Source organism: Streptomyces sp. UF-297, from assembly GCF_058245575.1.
In genome coordinates this window covers 59,470-77,866 of the sequence record NZ_JBSIBZ010000037.1, presented here as the reverse complement: position 1 = coordinate 77,866, position 18,397 = coordinate 59,470, and the positions used below count along the sequence as shown (strand labels likewise).

Here is an 18,397-nt window from a genome sequence, read left to right as displayed (position 1 = left end):
AAACACGACCCCGCCCGGCACGCCATCGCGGCATGCCCGCGTCGGCTCAGCCGGCGATCACCGTCTCCCAGGCGCCGGCCGCGGCCTCGGCCGCTCCCTCGCCATCAGCCTCGGCACCCAGCGCCCGCAGGCCGCCCGCCAGCGCGGACAGCGAGGCCGGCACCACGTCCCGGTCGGCCGCCCGGCCATAGTGATTCACCCGGATCATTTCCTTGGCCAGCGCACCGGCCGCCGCCTGCACGGGCACCGATCCGTCCACGGCCAGCGCGGCGCTCACGATCTCCCGGGCGTCCATGCCCTCGGGCGCCCGCAGGGTCGTCGCGACCGGCGCCGCGTCCTCGTCCCGCACCACGTACGGCGACAGCGAACCCAGCGCCCGCACACCGGCCCGGACCGCCGCTGCCGCCGCCCGGTGCCGGGCGATGACCGAGTCCAGGCCTTCGGCGTCGATCCGGTCCACGGCCTGCTCCAGGGCGAGCATCTCCAACTGGGCCGGGGCGTGCGGCAGTACGGCCCGGCCGCCGTCGATCCAGCGCTCCTTCCAGTCCAGCAGGGAGAGGTAGGAGCGGCGCGGCGCCTGCTCGTTGGCGGCGATGCGCTCCCACGCGCGGGCGCTGACCGAGACCGCCGAGACCCCGGCAGGACCGGCCATCGCCTTCTGCCCGCCGATCACGCACAGGTCCACGCCCCACTCATCGGTGAGCAGCGGCTCGGCACCCACCGACGCGACCGCGTCCAGCATCAGCAGCGCGCCGTGCTCGCGCACCACCGCACCGATCTCGGCGACGGGGTTGGTGTTGCCGGTCGCGGCCTCGGCGTGCACCAGGCTCACGAAGTCGATGGCAGGGTTCTCCCGCAGCGCGTCCCGCACCTGCTGCGGGCCCACCGCACCGGTGAACGGCGCGGTGACGGTGACGACCTCGGCGCCGCAGGACCGCAGCCAGCCGCCGAACGTCTCGCCGTACGGCCCCGTGATGATGTTGAGCGCGGTGCTTCCGGGGCGCACCGCCGAGCGGATGCACGCCTCCAGCGGCAGCAGCGCCTCGCCCTGTGTGGCCACGACATCGGCGCGGGTGCGCATGAGCGCGGCGACCTTGTCCTCGATCCGTGCGAAGCGGGCCGCGGTGAGCGGAGGCAGATCGAGCAGACCGGGGATGTCGGAGTTCGCGGTCGCGTCAGTCACGGCGGTCACAGTGGCCTTCCAGCGGTAGCGAGCCGCCGGGGTCGGCGGCTCCTGATATCTGGCACGTCTGGCACGACTGTACGTCCGATGCCGAAGCCCCCGCCGTACGGGCTCTCACGCCCGCCAGCCCCGCGGATCCACCCCGCCGGGAACCGGCTCCGCGGGATCGTAGGGCCCCCGCGTCAGGACGAAGGTGCCCAGGTCCAGGTGGCTGACCGAGCCGTCCTCGGCCCGCACCGCACGCAGCGTCTCCCCCGCGTAGTAGCCGCTCAGCCCGGTCCAGGTGCCGTCGGCCTCCGCCCGGAACACCGAGGCCCGCCCGTGGCCGCCCAGCGGCGACAGCTCCAGCCCGCGATCCGCCCTCAGCCTCAGGACGTGCGGGTTCGCGCCCCAGTACCAGGGCCCGGTGAGCGCCAGGGCCGCCTCGTCCACCGGCCCGGGCATCGGGCGCCACGGCTCGGGGATGCGCGGCTCGTGCTGCGCGACGATCCCGGCGAGCTCCGCGGCGACCGCCGCCACCGCGACGCCCGAGGTGCAGTTCGCCAGCACGACGGCGGCGACATCCTCCTCCGCGTCGGCCCACAGGGACGCCACGAAGCCGGGCATCGAGCCGGTGTGGCCGAAGAGCCCGCGCCCCTGGATCCGGGCGAGCTGAAGACCCAGGCCGTAGCCCGCGTCCCAGCCGCCGCTCTCGGACGGCACGGACGGCGCCCGCATCTCGGTGACGGTCGCGGCGCCGAGCACCCGCTCGTCGCCGCGCATCAGGAACGCCGCCCACCGGCCCAGGTCCGCGGCGGTGGACCACAGCTGCCCGGCGGGCGCCATGAGCCCGGTGTCCTCGGCCGGCTCGGGCAGCAGCGCGTCCGCCCAGGGGTGCACCGCCCAGCCGTCCGCGTGCGGCGCCTGCGGCAGCAGCGTCGTACGGTCCATCCCCAGTGGTTCCAGGACCTCGCGGCGCAGCACCTCGCCCCACGGCTCGCCGTCGCGCAGCCGCTCGACGAGCGCGCCCAGCAGCGCGTACCCGATGTTGGAGTAGTGGAACCGACGCCCGGTCGGATGGCGGCGGGGACGCTCCCCGTACAGATCGGCGGGCTCGGGGCGCAGGGCGCCGCTGGTGCGTTCCCACCACGGACCGCGCGGCTCCGCGGCCAGTCCCGAACTGTGCGCGAGCAGTTGGGCGACGGTCGCGTCCGGGACCTCGGTGTCGGCGAGGTGCTTGCCGATCGGGTCGTCCAAGCCGAGCAGGCCCTCGACGCGCAGCCGCATCACCAGCACCGCGACGAACGTCTTGGTGATCGACCCGATCCGGTACTGCGTGTCGGCGTGCGGCGGCGCGCCGTCCACCGCCCCGCGCCCGCCCGTCCACACCGGCTTCCCGCCGCGTACGACCGCCCCCACCAGCGACGGCGAGCGCCCCTCGGCCTGGCCGACGGCGACCCGGTGCTCCAGCGCCCGCCGGGTGACCGCCAACAGCCCGCACTCTCCTGCCAGTTCCGCGGCCCCGACCTCTCCCTCGAAACCCTTGAAGCCCCCGGACTCCCCGGACCCACCAGCCCCACCGGACCGGCCGGACCCCGCTGACGACTCTGACGATGCTGCGGTCATGGCACCACTCCCCGCTCGAACCCGTACTCGGCGGTGCCATTGTGATCCGCCCGCTCACACCCGGTCGACCGCATTCCGCACGCCCTGCCCCACGCCCGCCCCGCCCACGTCATCCGAGCGCGGGCGCGGCAATCACCTCGCTCAGCAGCTGCTGCTCCGCCTGCGGCAGGAACCGTCCGGCGTGCACCATGTGCAGCGCCGTACGCAGCCGCAGCCGGTCCTCGTCCGTCCCGAGCTCGCCCAAGTCACCCAGGTAGGCGGGCAGTATCAGCGCGAGCGCCTTCAACTCGCCCCGGGCGCACAGCTCGCCCACCAGCTCCGCGAGAAGCCCATCGAGGGCCCGGCGGGCTGGCGATGGGCCCGGTTCCGCGGGGCCCGTGGCCCGCAGCCCCTAGGCGACCGCGAAGCGGTTCCAGTCCGCGTACGGCCCGGCCGGCACCTCCCGAAGGCTCTCGGCCGCCTGCACGAAGTACCCGTGCGCCCGCTCCCCGTCGCCCAACTCCCGGCAGCACCGCCCCATGTTCAGGTACAGCGACGCGTAGAAGCCCCGTACGCGCTCGTCACCGACCCGGTCGGCGCGGTCCAGGCACTCCTGGTTCCACCGCAGCGTCTCCTCGGGGGTGGACTGGTGACGGGCCAGATAGTGCGCGGCGACGCAGGCCTCGTAGTCGTCGGTGGCGGCGCCCCAGGCCCGCTCGAAGAGATCACGCGCCTCGGCGTCCCTCCCCGCGCCCTCGGCCTCCATCCCCTGGACACACAGGCGTACGACGGGATTGGCGGGGTCCATCGGCTCTCTTCTCCTCGCATGACGCGGTCGATGTCGACGGCCACAGCGGCCGCGGGAAGCGGACTACGCCGCCGTCGTGTCCCGAACGGGCATGACCAGCGTGGTGAAACTCCCCTGGTCGGCGGAGCGCACCACGACGGGCTGCGCGGCGGAGGCGATCTCCAGCAGCACATCGGGCCCCACCCCGGCGTCCAGCGCCGGTACGAGTACGGCCGGGTCGAACGCGATGCTGAGCGGCGGCCCCGTCCACAGGGCACGCAGCACGCCCGTCCCAGGCCGTCCGCCGCCCGCCACCTCCACCCCCTGCTCAGTGGTGCGCAGCGTGACGACAGGGCAGTCGGCACGGTCGGCGAACGCGTCCCGCAGCGCGGCGCGGTCGGCGATGACGCGGTGCCCGGCGGGCTCCAGCCCGTCCAGCATCAGCCGGTACTGCGGGAAGTCCCCTCCCTGGGGCGGCGGCAGCAGCGTCCGGCTGCCCTCCTGGCCGTACACCCGCAGGCCGTCCCCGCCCTCCGCGGCCTCGATCTCCACGTCCGCACTCCGTACGGCCCAGGCCGCGAGCCCCCGCAACTCCTCCACCGGAACCGGCACTCGGCACGATCCGCCCGCGTACTCCGTGGGCCGCAGCACCCGTACGGCCAGCCGGTAGCGGTCCGTGGCCACCAGCCGGATCTCCTGGCCGTCCAGCTCCAGCAGCACACAGCCCAGGACCGGGAACTCCGCACGGGCGGCCGCGGTTGCCACGGCCGGTGCCACCTGCCGCACCGCACTGGCCAGTTCGGCCCCGCCGACACGGGCCCGTACCCGTCCCCCGGCGCGTACCGCCGCCTCAAGATCACTGCCACCGGGCAGTTCGCGCAGCAGCTCTTCGACCACGGCCCGCGCCGCGTCGGCCTCCTTGCGGGTACGTTCCAGATGGGCGGCCAGCACCCGGCGCGCCTCGTCCGCGCGTCCGTCGAGCACCACGGCCGCATCGACGAGCGGCAGCCCGGCCTCCCGCAGCCGGCGCAGCAGCACCGCGCGCGGCTCCTGCCCGGCGGCGTAGAAGCGGTATCCCGTCGCCGGATCCACCCGCGCCGGCCGCAGGGCCCCGCAGTCGTCGTAGAAGCGCAGCGCACTCGGCGCCAGCCCCACACGCCGCGCGAAGGCCCCGATACTCAGCAGCTCTCCGGCCCCGTTGTCGTCCATGGTCGCGATGATGGGACTTCAACCCACATGAAGGTCAACGCCCCGCGGACCGCACCGACGATGCCCACCGTCACCACACCCCCGGTACTGCGGAGCAGGGCGCACCGGGATCAGGTCTGTGCCATGTCCACGAAGCGGGAGTAGTGGCCCTGGAAGGCCACGGTGATGGTCGCCGTCGGACCGTTACGGTGCTTGCCGACGATGATGTCCGCCTCGCCCGCGCGGGGCGACTCCTTCTCGTAGGCGTCCTCGCGGTGCAGCAGGATGACCATGTCGGCGTCCTGCTCGATCGAACCGGACTCACGCAGGTCGGAGACCATCGGCTTTTTGTCCGTACGCTGCTCGGGACCACGGTTGAGCTGCGACAGCGCGATGACCGGCAGCTCCAGCTCCTTGGCCAGCAGCTTGAGGTTTCGGGACATGTCCGAGACCTCCTGCTGGCGGCTCTCGGCGCGCTTGGATCCGCCGTTCTGCATCAGCTGCAGATAGTCGATGATCACCAGCTTGAGGTCCTGGCGCTGCTTGAGGCGCCGGCACTTGGCGCGGATCTCCATCATCGACAGGTTGGGGGAGTCGTCGATGAACAGCGGCGCGGCCGAGACGTCCGGCATCCGGCGTGCCAGCCGTGTCCAGTCGTCGTCCGTCATCGCGCCCGAGCGCATGTGGTGCAAGGCCACCCGCGCTTCGGCGGACAGCAGTCGCATGGCGATCTCGTTGCGCCCCATTTCGAGCGAGAAGATCACGCTCGGCAGGTTGTTCTTGATCGAACAGGCCCGGGCGAAGTCCAGCGCGAGCGTGGACTTACCCATGGCGGGACGGGCCGCGATGACGATCATCTGGCCCGGGTGCAGGCCGTTGGTCAGCGAGTCCAGGTCCGTGAAGCCGGTGGGCACACCCGTCATCTGGCCCTGGCGCGACCCGATCGCCTCGATCTCGTCGAGCGCGCCCTCCATGATGTCGCCGAGCGGCAGATAGTCCTCGCTGGTCCGCTGCTCGGTGACGGCGTAGACCTCCGCCTGCGCCTTGTTGACGATCTCGTCGACATCGCCGTCGGCGGCGTATCCCATCTGCGTGATGCGCGTACCGGCCTCGACCAGGCGCCGCAGCACCGCCCGCTCGTGGACGATCTCGGCGTAGTACTCGGCGTTCGCCGCGGTGGGGACGGACTGCACCAGGGTGTGCAGATACGAGGCGCCGCCGACCCGGGCGATCTCGCCGCGCTTGGTCAGCTCCGCGGCGACCGTGATCGGGTCGGCCGGCTCGCCCTTGGCGTACAGGTCCAGGATCGCCTGGTAGACGAGTTCGTGCGCCGGGCGGTAGAAGTCGTGGCCCTTGAGGACCTCCACCACGTCAGCGATGGCGTCCTTGGACAGCAGCATGCCGCCGAGCACCGACTGCTCGGCGTCCAGGTCCTGGGGGGGCACCCGCTCGAAGCCGCCGTCGCCCGACCAGGAGCCGCCGTCCTCGCGGTCTCCGCGGTCGTCGCGGCCACGGCCCTTGCCCTCGCCCCGGCGGAAGCGGGCGGCCGGCAGCCGGTCGCTGGGACCGGAGTCCGCCCAGGGGTCGTCCATGGGTTCTTCCATGATCACCCCACCTCCTCCCGTCCGCGGCGCGGACCTTGCTGTGCCCTTCCTTCTTACGGCACGGCTCTGACAAACCAGACGCCCGACTCCGGTTACGGCGCGTCGAGTTCGGATGACTTCTCAGGCCGGAACAGGCGGCGGGCGCCGCACCACGGTAGGCCTGTGGGCACCGTCCGCCAATCTGGTTATCCACAGGCCGTGTGGATGACTGCCCCCATCCTGTGGAGAAGCCCCCGGAACCTGTGCACGGGGCGGGGGAAACCACTGTGGACAAACACACAATCACTCCACCCACACGCCTCTGACCTGCGGTTTCTTCATCCATAGCCTGTGGGAGGGAAAAACTTCGCCAAGCTGTTCATGATCGCCGCGAACAGCGTGGACGAGAACACTCCTCCCGGCAAGAAGTAAGGGTCATAATGCAGTTGTAACTCTTACCTGTGGAAGATTAGATTGGGTCCATGACACAGGCTCCCGCGACACGGCGGCACACCGCCCGCCGACACGACCGCGAGATCATCGCGCTCGCCCTCCCGGCCTTCGGCTCACTCGTCGCGGAACCGCTCTTCGTCATGGTCGACAGCGCCGTCATCGGCCATCTCGGCACCCCGCAGCTGGCCGGTCTCGGCGTCGCCGCCGCCCTGCTGACCACCGCCGTGTCCATCTTCGTCTTCCTCGCCTACGCCACCACAGCCGCCGTCTCCCGCCGGGTGGGCGCCGACGACCTGCCCGCCGCCATCCGCCAGGGCATGGACGGCATCTGGCTGGCACTCCTCCTCGGCGCCGCCGTCGTCGCCGTCGTCCTGCCCGCCGCGCCCTGGCTCGTGGACCTCTTCGGCGCCTCCGGCACCGCGGCCCCCTACGCCATCACCTATCTGCGCATCAGCGCACTGGGTATCCCCGCGATGCTCGTCGTGCTCGCCGCCACCGGCGTACTGCGCGGGCTGCAGGACACCAGAACACCGCTGTACGTCGCCATCGGCGGCTTCTCCGTGAACGCCGCCCTCAACGCCGGCCTGGTCTACGGCGCCGGCCTGGGCATCGCCGGTTCCGCCTGGGGCACCGTCATCGCCCAGTGCGGCATGGCCGCCGTCTACCTGGTCGTGGTCGTACGGGGCGCGCGCCGCCACGGTGCCTCGCTGCGCCCGGACGCCGCGGGCATCCGCGCCTCCGCCCAGGCCGGGGTCCCGCTCCTGGTCCGCACGCTCTCCCTGAGGGCCGTGCTGATGATCGCGACCGCCGTCGCGGCCCGGCTCGGCGACGCCGACGTCGCGGCCCACCAGATCGTCCTGACCCTGTGGTCGCTGCTCGCCTTCGCTCTGGACGCCATCGCCATCGCCGGTCAGGCGATCATCGGCCGCTATCTGGGCGCGGGCGACGCCGAGGGCGCCAGGGCCGCCTGCCGCCGCATGGTGCAGTGGGGCATCGCCTCGGGCGTGGTGCTCGGGCTGCTGGTCGTCCTGGCCCGCCCCGTCTTCACCCCCCTGTTCACCTCCGACCAGGCCGTGAAGGACGTCCTGCTGCCCGCCCTGCTGGTCGTCGCGGTGACCCAGCCCGTCTCCGGCGTCGTCTTCATCCTCGACGGGGTGCTGATGGGCGCGGGCGACGGCCCGTATCTGGCCTGGGCCATGCTGGTCACGCTCGCCGCCTTCACACCCCTGGCCCTGCTCGTCCCGGTCGTCGGCTGGGGACTGACCGCCCTGTGGTGGGCCATGGCGCTTATGATGACGGTGCGCATGCTGACCCTGTGGTGGCGCGCCCGTTCCGGCCGGTGGATTGTGACCGGGGCCTCCCGCTGAACCTGCCCGGAACACAGGGACCGTGTTGATAATGACCGTGTGCGGCCGCTCGCCAGGAAACTCGTCCTGCCCCTGACGCTCCTCGTCATCGGGGCCAGCACGGTCGTGGGCTATGCCTCGCAGGAAATGGGCTTCGGCACCACCGCGAGCGGTGCCGACCAGGGCAGTTACGGCAAGTCCGGCGACCGGGACAAGGAACCCCAGGACGAGGACCCCTCCGCGACGGCCAGGGCGGACCACGGCAGCGCGTACACCCCGCGCCGCACCGAGCAGAACGCCCGGGTCGGCGCCGTCTTCGAGAAGGACGACTCCGGCAACCACTTCTGTACGGCCAGCGTCGTCCAGAGCCCCGGCAAGAACATGCTCATCACCGCCGCGCACTGCGCCTACGACAGCGACTCCGGCGAACCTATCGACGATCTTGTCTTCGCCCCGGACTACCGCGACGGGGACGAGCCCACCGGCCTGTGGAAGGTCAGGAAGGTGGTCGTCGACGACCGCTGGGCCAAGTCCGGCGACGAGGATTTCGACGTCGCCTTCCTGATCCTGGACAGCAAGAACGGCGAGCAGATCCAGGACGTACTGGGCGGCAACACCCTCGGCATCGACCGCGGCTTCGGCAACGAGGTCAAGATCACTGGGTATCCCTCCAGCAGCGAGACTCCGATCTCCTGCCGCAACCGCACCACGAAGTTCAGCGACACCCAGATGCGCGTGGAGTGCGACGACTTCGCCGGGGGCACCAGCGGCAGCCCCTGGCTGGCCGACTACGACCCCAAGAGCCACACCGGCACGGTGATCGGTGTCCTGGGCGGCCACGAGGGCGGCGGCGACGAGGACGATGTCTCCTACGCCGCCTACTTCGACGACGACATCGCCGACCTCTACCGGCGTGCGCAGAAAGAGAGCTGATCAGCTCCCGGCGCACCGCCGGCCGCCGCAGCACCCGCCGAGAAACACCGAAGGGCCGCATCCCGCGAGGGGTGCGGCCCTTGGGCGTGGTGCTGCGTTACTGCGCTCAGGCAGCGATGACCTCGACGCCGAGCTTGGCGACGACGTCAGCGTGCAGACGCACGGACACCTGGTGCGCGCCCAGGGTCTTGACCGGCGCACCGAGCTCGATGCGACGCTTGTCGACGTCCGGACCACCGGCAGCCTTGATCGCCGAGGCGATGTCGGCCGGGGTGACGGAGCCGAACAGGCGGCCGGCGTCGCCGGCGCGGACGGCCAGCTTCACCTTGACGCCCTCGAGCTGGCCCTTGATCTCGTTGGCCTGCTCGATCGTGGCGATCTCGCGGATCTTGCGGCCGCGGCGGATCTGCGCCACGTCCTGCTCGCCACCCTTGGTCCAGCGGATCGCGAAACCGCGCGGGACCAGGTAGTTGCGGGCGTAACCGTCCTTGACGTCAACGACGTCGCCGGCGGTGCCGAGGCCGGAGACCTCGTGGGTGAGGATGATCTTCATGAGTCGGTCACCCTTCCCTTATCGCGCGGTGGAGGTGTAGGGCAGCAGCGCCATCTCACGGCTGTTCTTCACGGCCGTGGCGACGTCACGCTGGTGCTGGGTGCAGTTGCCGGTGACCCGGCGGGCACGGATCTTGCCGCGGTCGGAAATGAACTTCCGCAGCAGGTTCGTGTCCTTGTAGTCGACGTAGGAGATCTTCTCCTTGCAGAACACGCAAACCTTCTTCTTAGGCTTGCGAGCAGGCGGCTTCGCCATTGTCTCTCTCCAGTGAGTTCAAGAAGTTTGTGCTGACGCCCTCAGGCCCCTGCTCGTTTCACGATGTTTCACGTGAAACGGCGCATGCACGTCGCAGACGTACGGGCCTAGAAGGGCGGCTCGTCCGAGTAGCCGCCGCCGGAGCTTCCGCCCCAGCCACCGCCGCCGCCACCCTGCTGACCGCCGGCAGGAGCGCTGGTCGCCCACGGGTCGTCGGCGGGAGCCCCGCCGCCGCCCTGCTGGCCGCCACCGGGGCCGCCGCCCCAGTTGCCGCCACCCTGGCCGCCACCGCCCTGCGGACCGCCGCCGAAGCCTCCGCCCTGGCCACCGCGACCACTGGTCTTGGTGACCTTGGCCGTGGCGTTCTTCAGGCTCGCGCCGACTTCCTCGACGTCGAGCTCGTAGACCGTGCGCTTCACGCCCTCGCGGTCCTCGTACGACCGCTGCTTGAGGCGGCCCTGCACGATCACGCGGGTACCCCGCGTAAGGGACTCGGCGACGTTCTCCGCCGCCTGACGCCACACCGAGCAGGTCAGGAACAGGCTCTCGCCGTCCTTCCACTCATTGGTCTGACGGTCGAAGGTGCGGGGGGTGGACGCGACACGGAACTTCGCGACCGCCGCACCGGACGGGGTGAAGCGCAGCTCGGGGTCGTCGACAAGATTGCCGACGACCGTGATGACGGTCTCGCCTGCCATTGGGGGAACCTCTCGGCGGGTGTGCTGCTGGCTGCTTGTTGCTGCTACTCGGACCCGATTACCGCTGGGCGCTTACGCGCTCAGTGGGTCTCGGGACGGAGGACCTTGGTCCGGAGGACCGACTCGTTCAGGTTCATCTGACGGTCGAGCTCCTTGACGACCGCAGGCTCGGCCTGCAGGTCGATGACCGAGTAGATGCCCTCGGGCTTCTTGTTGATCTCGTACGAGAGACGACGACGGCCCCAGGTGTCGACCTTCTCGACCTTTCCGTTGCCCTCACGGACGACGGAGAGGAAGTTCTCGATCAGCGGGGAGACAGCGCGCTCCTCGAGATCGGGGTCGAGGATGACCATCACCTCGTAGTGACGCATGTGGAACCCACCTCCTTTGGACTCAGCGGCCACGGTCGTTCCGTGGCAGGAGGGTCGTGATGCGTTCCGCGCCCTATCCGAACAGAGGATCTGGGCAGACATGGGCGCAGACCGTACAGAGTACCTGCCTGAAGGCTTCCGGTTGAAATCCGCCCAGCTATCCCCCCAATCTGGAACACAACGGGTGTGAGCGGCGTTACAGTTCGCCGCCCTGTCATCGGAGGTGCCGCATGGCACAGGCAGTACGGCCCCAGCACGGCCTCTTCTCTCTCCTGAACAGCGATGGCAAGGCCCATCCCGTCGAGAACACCTTTGTCGCAGTGACTCTGGTGCTCGGCGCGATCGCCTTCGTCACCGCCTACTTCCACAACCTTCACCTGGTGAGTTCCTGGACCGGACTGGTCGGGATCTTCACCGGGGCCTGGGGCCAGTTCATCTCCGCGACGACCGGCGAGCGCTGCTTGCTGATCGTCGGGCTCGGCGCCTCGGCCATCGGCTTCTTCCTCGGTATGGCGCACGGCGGGCTCTTCGGCGGCATCATCGGCTGAGGCTCGCGCGGGCGGGCATACGGGCCCCGAGCCCATACGCCCAAACGGGGCGCTCCCCTGTCGCAGTAGGCTTCGGCGCGAGAGCCGGAGCCCCGACCATGGGGACAAACCTGCCGAGGAGCGCCCCGCATGAGCCTGACCCTGAGGACCATCAGCCGAGAGCAGCATCTGGCGTACATCCAGAGCCTGCCCGCGGCGAGCCACATGCAGGTCCCGGCCTGGGCCGATGTGAAGGCCGAGTGGCGGTCCGAGAGCCTGGGGTGGTTCGACAAGACCGGCCAGCTCGTCGGCGCGGGCCTGGTCCTCTACCGGCAGCTCCCCAAGATCAAGCGGTACCTCGCCTACCTCCCCGAGGGCCCGGTGATCAACTGGTACGCCCCGAACCTCGAGGACTGGCTGCGGCCGATGCTCGCGCACCTCAAGCAGCAGGGCGCGTTCTCCGTGAAGATGGGCCCGCCGGTCATCATCCGCCGCTGGGACGCCACCGCGATCAAGGCCGGTATCCAGGACCCGGACGTCAAGCGCCTGCGCGACATCGAGGCCACCCACATCGAGCCGCGGGCCTTCGAGGTCTCCGACAAGCTGCGCAAGATGGGCTGGCAGCAGGGCGAGGACGGCGGCGCCGGCTTCGGTGACGTCCAGCCCCGCTACGTCTTCCAGGTCCCGCTGGCCAACCGCTCCCTGGAAGACGTCCACAAGGGCTTCAACCAGCTGTGGCGCCGCAACATCAAGAAGGCCGACAAGGCCGGCGTCGAGGTCGTCCAGGGCGGCTACGAGGACCTCGCCGAGTGGCAGCGCCTCTACGAGATCACCGCGGTGCGCGACAAGTTCCGCCCGCGGCCGCTCAGTTACTTCCAGCGCATGTGGTCGGCCCTGAACACCGAGGACCCCAACCGCATGCGGCTGTACTTCGCGCGGCACAACGGCGTGAACCTGTCCGCCGCCACGATGCTGGTCGTCGGCGGGCACGTCTGGTACTCCTACGGCGCCTCGGACAACATCGGCCGTGAGGTCCGGCCGTCCAACGCCATGCAGTGGCGGATGCTGCGCGACTCCTACGCGCTCGGCGCGACCGTCTACGACCTGCGCGGCATCAGCGACTCCCTGGACGAGAACGACCACCTCTTCGGTCTGATCCAGTTCAAGGTCGGCACCGGTGGCCAGGCCGCGGAGTACCTGGGCGAGTGGGACTTCCCGCTCAACAAGCTCCTGCACAAGGCCCTCGACATCTACATGTCGCGCCGCTGACCTCTTCGTCTCCCAGCTTCTGAAAAGTCGCTGCATGACTCTGATACACCACAGCCACGAGAAAGGTTCCGGGCCGGCCATGGCGCTCACCCTCTACGTCGACACCGCGCGCTGGCGGGCACACCAGCAGAGCGTTCTGCAGCAGTTCCCGGGCCTGGTCCCGGTGTGCAAGGGCAACGGCTACGGCTTCGGCCACGAGCGCCTGGCCGAGGAGGCGAATCGTCTCGGTTCGGACCTCCTCGCGGTCGGCACCACGTACGAAGCCGCCCGTATAAAGGACTACTTCGGCGGCGACCTGCTGGTCCTGACGCCCTTCCGGCACGGCGAGGAGCCGGTGCCGCTGCCCGACCGCGCCATCCGCTCGGTCTCCTCGGTCGAGGGGGTGGGCGGCCTGGTCGGCGCCCGCGTCGTCATCGAGGTCATGAGCAGCATGAAGCGGCACGGCGTCGCTCCTGAGGACCTGCCGAAGCTGGCCGCCGCCATCGAGGACGTACGGCTCGAAGGCTTCGCGATCCACCTGCCGCTGGACCGCGCCGACGGGTCCGACGCGGTGGAGGAGGTCATCGGCTGGATGGACCGGCTCCGCACCGCCGGGCTCCCGCTGCACACCATGTTCGTCAGCCACCTCAAGTCCGACGAACTCGCCCGTCTCCAGCAGCAGTTCCCGCAGACCCACTTCAGGGCCCGCATCGGAACGCGGCTGTGGCTGGGCGACCACGAGGCCACCGAGTACCGCGGCTCGGTCCTGGACGTCACCCGCGTCAAGAAGGGCGAGCGCTTCGGCTACCGCCAGCAGAAGGCCGCCTCCGACGGCTACTTGGTGGTCGTGGCCGGCGGCACCTCGCACGGCGTCGGCCTGGAGTCGCCCAAGGCACTGCACGGCGTCATGCCGCGCGCCAAGGGCGTCGCCCGCGCGGGACTGGCCACCGTCAACCGCAACCTGTCGCCCTATGTCTGGGCCGGCAAGCAGCGCTGGTTCGCGGAGCCCCCGCACATGCAGGTCTCCATCCTCTTCGTGCCGGGCGACGCCCCCGAGCCGACCGTCGGCGAGGAACTGGTGGCCCATCTGCGGCACACCACCACGCAGTTCGACCGCATCGTGGACCGCTGACCCCCTGGGACGGACCCGATAAGGCGGAAGGGCCCGAAGCTGCGGCTTCGGGCCCTTCCGTCTCTTTACCGGCTCACTCCTGGGCAGCGCCCCAGCGCACCCGCGTCGCCCCCTCGAACTGCACGGCGTGGCGCGGCTCACGATGGGTGCGCCCCAGTACGAACACATCCGGCGACTGGTCCAGCACACCGCCCGAGGGATCGTCGTCCCCGTCCCTGCGGACCACGTCCCGCTCCGGCATCAGCACATCCCGTACGACCAGCGCACACAGGTACAGCGTCCCCAACAGGTGCAGTGCGATGGCGAGTTGGTACCCCTCGGGCGGCAGCCCCTGGTGCTTGTCCCCGTTGCCGGTGTAGGCCAGGTGCATCCAGATGCCCAGGAAGTACATGACCTCGCACGCCTGCCAGATCAGGAAGTCCCGCCAGCGGGGCCGCGCCAGGGCGGCGAGCGGGATCAGCCACAGCACGTACTGCGGGGAGTAGACCTTGTTGGTGAGGATGAACAGGGCCACGACCAGGAAGGCGAGCTGCGCGAAGCGCGGCCGGCGCGGCGCGTACAGGGCCAGCAGCGCTATGGCGCCACAGCCCAGGATCATCAGCAGGGTCGCGTAGGTGTTGGCGTCGTCCATCGGGATCCCGGCGCGCTGGGAGATCAGCAGCCAGATGGATCCGAAGTCGATGGGCCGCTCCTGGCTGAAGGTGTAGAACTTCGTCCAGCCGTCCCACGCCATGATCATTACGGGCAGGTTCACGGCCAGCCAGGCGAAGGCCGCGCCGCCGACCGTCATCACGAAGGGCCGCCATTTCCCGGCCCGCCAGCACAGCACGAGCAGCGGCCCGAGCAGCAGCACCGGATAGAGCTTGGCGGCGGTCGCCAGCCCGATGAGAACCCCCGCCGCCAGCGGGCGGCTGCGCGACCACATCAGCATCGCCGCCGCTGTCAGCGCGACGGCCAGCAGGTCCCAGTTGATGGTCGCGGTCAGCGCGAAGGCCGGCGCCAGGGCGACCAGCAGGCCGTCCCAGGGGCGGCGCCGATGGGTACGGGCCACGCACACCGCGATGACGGCCGCGCACACCATCAGCATCCCGGCGTTGACCAGCCAGTAGATCTGCTCACGGTGCTGGATCGTGCCGCCGTGCGGCGTCATCCAGGACGCGACCTCCATGAACACACCGGTCAGCACGGGGTATTCGAGGTACTCCATGTCGCCGCGCAGCCGGTCGAAGTAGGGGACGAGATTGTCCGCGAACCCCCGCCCGGCGTACAGATGCGGGATGTCGGAGTAGCAGGCGTGCGTGTACTGGCTGGTGGCGCCGAAGAACCACCCGCTCTCGTAGCAGGGCAGCTTCTGGACCATGCCGAGCGCGAACATGCCGATGGCGACGAGAGCGATGATGCGCACCGGCGTCCACCAGTTCGCTCCCAGCAGCGCACGACGGCCAACCGGACCACCGATCAGCTCGCTCCCGGCCGCGGCCACCTCATCGCGCCTCGTCGGCCGTACGGGCTCGTCCTGTCGCACGCTCGTCATGGGCCCATCCTGCCGTACGGACCTTGGCCGAACGTGGTGAAGCCCCCGCCCGTACGAGCCGGGTCGGGGGCTTCACCACAGGCTGTTTCACGTGGTTTCACGTGAAACAGTCACCGGTCATTCGCCGAAATCACCGTCCGGACCACCGAACAATCCGCCTCCGTTGCCATGGCCGCCGTTGCCGTTGCCGCCGGTGGGCGGCTCGGGCGTGGGTTCGCTCGTACTGCCCCCGGTGTCGCCGCCCGGACCACCGGTCGCCCCGCCCTGGGAGGCGCCGCCACTGCTCTGGCACCTGGGGTCCCACGGGGAACAGCTCGGGGACGGGGACGGGCTCGGGGAGCTCGAAGGCGAGGTGGAGGGGGAGGGCGTGGGGGACGGGGCGGTCGTCGGGGGAGCGGAGGGGGTCGGCTTCGGGGACGGACTCATGCCGTCGCCGTAGATCGTCTGACCGATCGGCCCCGGCTTCGGGAACGCCACCGGGTCCACACCCTTCATCGCCTGCGCCATGTAGTCAGCCCAGATCCGGGCCGGGAACGAGGCACCGTGGATCTTCTCCTCGCCGCCGACGCCGTACATCTTGAGGAATTCCTGCCGCTTGGCCTGGTCGTCCACCCGCCACATGCCGATCGTGGTGGCCAGCTGCTTGGTGTAGCCCGCGAACCACGCCGACTTGTTGTCGTCGGTGGTGCCCGTCTTGCCGGCCACCTCACGCCCGTCCGGCAGCTGGGCCGCCGTTCCGGTGCCCTTCTGGACCACCGTCTTCAGCGCGTCGGTGACGTTGTCGGCGACCGCCTCGTCGAAGCCCTGCCTGGACTTCTCCTTGTGCTCGTACTTGGTCATGCCGTCCTTCTCGACCCGCTCGACGGAGTACGGATCGTGCTGCTCACCACTGGCGGCGAAGGTGGCATACGCCCCGGCGAGCCGGATGGCGCTGGGGGCGGAGGTGCCCAGGGAGAAGGTCGGCGTGGTCTTCGCCATGCTCTGGTCGTCGCGCAGACCGGCCTGGATCGCGGCGTTCTTGACCTCGTCGGTCCCCACGTCCATGCCGAGCTGGATGAACGGCGTGTTCACCGAGAACTGCATCGCGGTCCGCAGATTGATCGGGCCGCGGCTCTCGTTGCCGTCGTTGCGCTGGTGCCACTCCTTGCCGTCCTTGTCGTGCCAGACGGTCCCGTCGTAATTGCGGAGCTTCACCTTGTTGTTGCCGTTGTAGATGCTGGCCAGCGACGCCTTGGTACGGGTCGTGGGATCCGTACGGTCGCGCACTCCCTTGCTCATCGCCGCCGCCAGGACGAACGGCTTGAAGGTCGAGCCGACCTGCACACCGGTGTAGTCGGCGTTGTTGGTGTAGTGCTGGGTGGCGTCCTTGCCCCCGTAGATGGCAACGATCTTGCCGGAGCCGGGCTCGACCGAGGCGCCGCCGAACTGGACGTACTTGTCGACCTCGCGCTTCTCGGGCTTGATGTGCTCCTTGGTGACCTTGTCGACGGACTCGGCGAGCTCCTTGACCTTCTTCTCGTCGAAGGTGGTGTGGATCTCGAAGCCGCCCTGCTTCAACTCCGAGTCCTTGATGTCGGAGTTCGCGGTGATGTAGTTGTTGGCGAGGTCGACGAGGTAGCCCTTCTGGCCGCGGAGGTCCATGGCCTTCTTGGGCGGCCGAGGCTGCGGGAACTTGGTGATCTTGGCCCGCTCGGCCTTGGTCATCTTGCCGACCTCGACCTCACGGTCCAGCGTCCACGACCAACGGGCCTCGGCCCGCTTCTTGTTGGCGCCCTTGGTCTCCGTCGTGATGTACGGGTCGTACAGGTTGGGGCCGTTGAGCAGCGCCGCCAGGAACGCGCCCTCGCTCGCCGTGAGCTTGTCGCAGTCCTTGCCGTAGTACGCACGCGAGGCGGCCTGGATGCCGTACGCACCGCGCCCGTAGTAGGCGGTATTGAGGTAACCCGCAAGGATCTTGGGCTTTTCTACCGTCGCGCCCACCTTTATCGAGATGAACAGCTCGGTGATCTTGCGCTTGATGGTCTGCGACTGGTCCAGGTACATGTTCTTCACGTACTGCTGGGTGATGGTCGAGCCGCTCTGGGTCTCGCCGCCCTTGGCCATGTTCAGCACCGCGCGGGCGATACCCATCGGGTCGACACCGGAGTCGGTCTCGAACGAGGCATTTTCGGCCGAAATCACCGCGTTCTGCATGGACTTGGGGATCGAGGTGATCGGCACGATCTGGCGGTTGAGGTCTCCTCCGCCGGCCACGACCATCGGCTTGCCGTTGGACCAGTAGTAGACGTTCTTCTGGACGTTGGCCATCTTCTGCGGGGTGGGAATGTCCACGTAGGCCAGCGCGAGCCCGGAAGCGCCGATGATCAGTCCGAGGACGCCGATGCAGCCGCCCAGGACCTGCTTCCAGGAGGGGACGAAGCGGCGCCAGCCGATCCGGCCCGCCCGCGGATAGTCGATGAAGCGCTTCTTGCCCGGCCTGCCGCCCCGGCCACGGCCGCCCTCAGGGCCCGAGCCACCGGGCCGCCGCCCGCCGCCGCGTCCGCCCCGGCCACCGCCGGACGCCATCGCGGCCGGCTCCGCGGCCCGTCGGCGGCCGCCTCCCCGCTGTGCGGCCCGCCGGGCCTCGGCTCTGCCTCCGTAAGGTCGTTCCTGGCCGTACTGACCGGAGTCGGAACCGGGTACGGGTCCGCCGGCGGACCCGCGCGAAGGCGCGGCCCGGCGTCCCGACGACTGTTGTGCGGCGCGTCGGGCCGCGGCACGTCCACCGCCCTGCGGCTGCGGCGGTTTGCGACGGTGCTCGCTCATGGAACGGATACTCCTCGGGCAGGCGCGCTATCTCGTCGCCTGAAGGCGGCAGTTGACTTCAGGTCCCCCCGACGCACGGCCCGTCCCTGACTCACGGGCCGCACTACACCGAGGACGGGGACGTCACTTTCCGTCCCACGGTTCCCGGCGGTTTGCATGCCGCACAGACTACGCACGGCCAAAACCTGCCCACCGTTGAAATTCACTCCAAATCAGT

The 18,397-nt window shown here is 70.0% G+C and carries 17 protein-coding genes; 5 read left to right on the top strand and 12 right to left on the bottom strand.

The annotated features are described in order from the left end of the window. Positions 1 to 46 precede the first annotated feature (46 nt). The 6 genes from AC4IJH_RS21790 to dnaB form a co-directional block, all read right to left on the bottom strand. Positions 47 to 1,183: a pyridoxal-phosphate-dependent aminotransferase family protein gene (locus tag AC4IJH_RS21790; RefSeq protein ID WP_490853479.1), complete on the bottom strand. Its 1,137-nt coding sequence runs from the start codon at positions 1,181 to 1,183 to the stop codon at positions 47 to 49. Positions 1,184 to 1,297: 114 nt separating this feature from the next. Continuing rightward, positions 1,298 to 2,653 (bottom strand): serine hydrolase domain-containing protein, encoded by a 1,356-nt coding sequence (locus tag AC4IJH_RS21785; protein ID WP_490853478.1) that lies wholly within the window; start codon positions 2,651 to 2,653, stop codon positions 1,298 to 1,300. A 244-nt stretch (positions 2,654 to 2,897) separates the two neighbouring features. Continuing rightward, a complete protein-coding gene (locus AC4IJH_RS21780) occupies positions 2,898 to 3,101 on the bottom strand; it encodes a hypothetical protein (RefSeq protein WP_490853477.1) in 204 nt (67 codons plus the stop codon). Between the two features lie 78 nt (positions 3,102 to 3,179). Further along, positions 3,180 to 3,575, bottom strand: coding sequence for a hypothetical protein (locus tag AC4IJH_RS21775; RefSeq protein WP_490853476.1), 396 nt, complete (start codon positions 3,573 to 3,575; stop codon positions 3,180 to 3,182). A gap of 63 nt (positions 3,576 to 3,638) precedes the next feature. After that, entirely contained in the window at positions 3,639 to 4,763 is a 1,125-nt protein-coding gene (locus tag AC4IJH_RS21770) for a DNA polymerase III subunit beta family protein (RefSeq protein WP_490853475.1), read from the bottom strand. Positions 4,764 to 4,873: 110 nt separating this feature from the next. Continuing rightward, positions 4,874 to 6,346 carry a replicative DNA helicase gene (dnaB, locus tag AC4IJH_RS21765; protein WP_490853474.1) on the bottom strand — a complete coding sequence of 491 codons (1,473 nt, stop codon included), beginning with the start codon at positions 6,344 to 6,346 and terminating at the stop codon, positions 4,874 to 4,876. Positions 6,347 to 6,807: 461 nt separating this feature from the next. Here dnaB and AC4IJH_RS21760 point away from each other — a divergent pair, with 461 nt between their 5' ends. After that, complete coding sequence (locus tag AC4IJH_RS21760) at positions 6,808 to 8,145, top strand: MATE family efflux transporter (RefSeq protein ID WP_490853473.1); 1,338 nt, start codon at positions 6,808 to 6,810, stop codon at positions 8,143 to 8,145. A gap of 39 nt (positions 8,146 to 8,184) precedes the next feature. Further along, a complete protein-coding gene (locus AC4IJH_RS21755; RefSeq protein WP_490853472.1) occupies positions 8,185 to 9,057 on the top strand; it encodes a trypsin-like serine peptidase in 873 nt (290 codons plus the stop codon). A gap of 106 nt (positions 9,058 to 9,163) precedes the next feature. Here the strand turns inward: AC4IJH_RS21755 and rplI are convergent, their stop codons facing one another. The 4 genes from rplI to rpsF all read right to left on the bottom strand — a co-directional run bounded on the left by rplI (position 9,164) and on the right by rpsF (position 10,934). Next, positions 9,164 to 9,610 (bottom strand): 50S ribosomal protein L9, encoded by a 447-nt coding sequence (rplI, locus tag AC4IJH_RS21750; protein ID WP_490853471.1) that lies wholly within the window; start codon positions 9,608 to 9,610, stop codon positions 9,164 to 9,166. An 18-nt stretch (positions 9,611 to 9,628) separates the two neighbouring features. Beyond that, positions 9,629 to 9,865, bottom strand: coding sequence for a 30S ribosomal protein S18 (rpsR, locus tag AC4IJH_RS21745; RefSeq protein ID WP_003978893.1), 237 nt, complete (start codon positions 9,863 to 9,865; stop codon positions 9,629 to 9,631). Positions 9,866 to 9,972: 107 nt separating this feature from the next. Next, positions 9,973 to 10,563, bottom strand: a complete 591-nt coding sequence (locus AC4IJH_RS21740; protein ID WP_490853470.1) for a single-stranded DNA-binding protein — start codon at positions 10,561 to 10,563, stop codon at positions 9,973 to 9,975. An 80-nt stretch (positions 10,564 to 10,643) separates the two neighbouring features. Further along, positions 10,644 to 10,934, bottom strand: a complete 291-nt coding sequence (gene rpsF, locus AC4IJH_RS21735; RefSeq protein ID WP_003978891.1) for a 30S ribosomal protein S6 — start codon at positions 10,932 to 10,934, stop codon at positions 10,644 to 10,646. 230 nt (positions 10,935 to 11,164) lie between these two features. On the opposite strand from rpsF, the gene AC4IJH_RS21730 reads away from it, so the two are divergent. The 3 genes from AC4IJH_RS21730 (at position 11,165) to AC4IJH_RS21720 (ending at position 13,841) form a co-directional block, all read left to right on the top strand. Then, positions 11,165 to 11,482 carry a hypothetical protein gene (locus AC4IJH_RS21730; RefSeq protein WP_490853469.1) on the top strand — a complete coding sequence of 106 codons (318 nt, stop codon included), beginning with the start codon at positions 11,165 to 11,167 and terminating at the stop codon, positions 11,480 to 11,482. A gap of 129 nt (positions 11,483 to 11,611) precedes the next feature. Then, entirely contained in the window at positions 11,612 to 12,730 is a 1,119-nt protein-coding gene (locus tag AC4IJH_RS21725) for a lipid II:glycine glycyltransferase FemX (protein ID WP_490853468.1), read from the top strand. 79 nt (positions 12,731 to 12,809) lie between these two features. Beyond that, positions 12,810 to 13,841, top strand: a complete 1,032-nt coding sequence (locus tag AC4IJH_RS21720) for an alanine racemase (protein ID WP_490853480.1) — start codon at positions 12,810 to 12,812, stop codon at positions 13,839 to 13,841. A 73-nt stretch (positions 13,842 to 13,914) separates the two neighbouring features. Here the strand turns inward: AC4IJH_RS21720 and AC4IJH_RS21715 are convergent, their stop codons facing one another. Beyond that, positions 13,915 to 15,375, bottom strand: coding sequence for a glycosyltransferase family 87 protein (locus AC4IJH_RS21715; protein ID WP_490853467.1), 1,461 nt, complete (start codon positions 15,373 to 15,375; stop codon positions 13,915 to 13,917). Between the two features lie 117 nt (positions 15,376 to 15,492). Continuing rightward, on the bottom strand, positions 15,493 to 18,180 hold the full coding sequence (locus tag AC4IJH_RS21710) for a transglycosylase domain-containing protein (protein WP_490853466.1): 2,688 nt from the start codon (positions 18,178 to 18,180) through the stop codon (positions 15,493 to 15,495). Positions 18,181 to 18,397: the final 217 nt, after the last annotated feature.

What these genes read in the sequence shown, in the direction of transcription:
- AC4IJH_RS21770 (WP_490853475.1), bottom strand. Translation starts at nt 4,763, where the DNA reads ATGGACGACAACGGGGCCGGAGAGCTGCTGAGTATCGGGGCCTTCGCG.
- AC4IJH_RS21760 (WP_490853473.1), top strand. Translation starts at nt 6,808, where the DNA reads ATGACACAGGCTCCCGCGACACGGCGGCACACCGCCCGCCGACACGAC.
- AC4IJH_RS21720 (WP_490853480.1), top strand. Translation starts at nt 12,810, where the DNA reads ATGGCGCTCACCCTCTACGTCGACACCGCGCGCTGGCGGGCACACCAG.
- AC4IJH_RS21730 (WP_490853469.1), top strand. Translation starts at nt 11,165, where the DNA reads ATGGCACAGGCAGTACGGCCCCAGCACGGCCTCTTCTCTCTCCTGAAC.
- dnaB (WP_490853474.1), bottom strand. Translation starts at nt 6,346, where the DNA reads ATGGAAGAACCCATGGACGACCCCTGGGCGGACTCCGGTCCCAGCGAC.
- rpsR (WP_003978893.1), bottom strand. Translation starts at nt 9,865, where the DNA reads ATGGCGAAGCCGCCTGCTCGCAAGCCTAAGAAGAAGGTTTGCGTGTTC.
- AC4IJH_RS21740 (WP_490853470.1), bottom strand. Translation starts at nt 10,563, where the DNA reads ATGGCAGGCGAGACCGTCATCACGGTCGTCGGCAATCTTGTCGACGAC.
- AC4IJH_RS21710 (WP_490853466.1), bottom strand. Translation starts at nt 18,180, where the DNA reads ATGAGCGAGCACCGTCGCAAACCGCCGCAGCCGCAGGGCGGTGGACGT.
- rpsF (WP_003978891.1), bottom strand. Translation starts at nt 10,934, where the DNA reads ATGCGTCACTACGAGGTGATGGTCATCCTCGACCCCGATCTCGAGGAG.
- rplI (WP_490853471.1), bottom strand. Translation starts at nt 9,610, where the DNA reads ATGAAGATCATCCTCACCCACGAGGTCTCCGGCCTCGGCACCGCCGGC.
- AC4IJH_RS21775 (WP_490853476.1), bottom strand. Translation starts at nt 3,575, where the DNA reads ATGGACCCCGCCAATCCCGTCGTACGCCTGTGTGTCCAGGGGATGGAG.
- AC4IJH_RS21715 (WP_490853467.1), bottom strand. Translation starts at nt 15,375, where the DNA reads ATGACGAGCGTGCGACAGGACGAGCCCGTACGGCCGACGAGGCGCGAT.
- AC4IJH_RS21725 (WP_490853468.1), top strand. Translation starts at nt 11,612, where the DNA reads ATGAGCCTGACCCTGAGGACCATCAGCCGAGAGCAGCATCTGGCGTAC.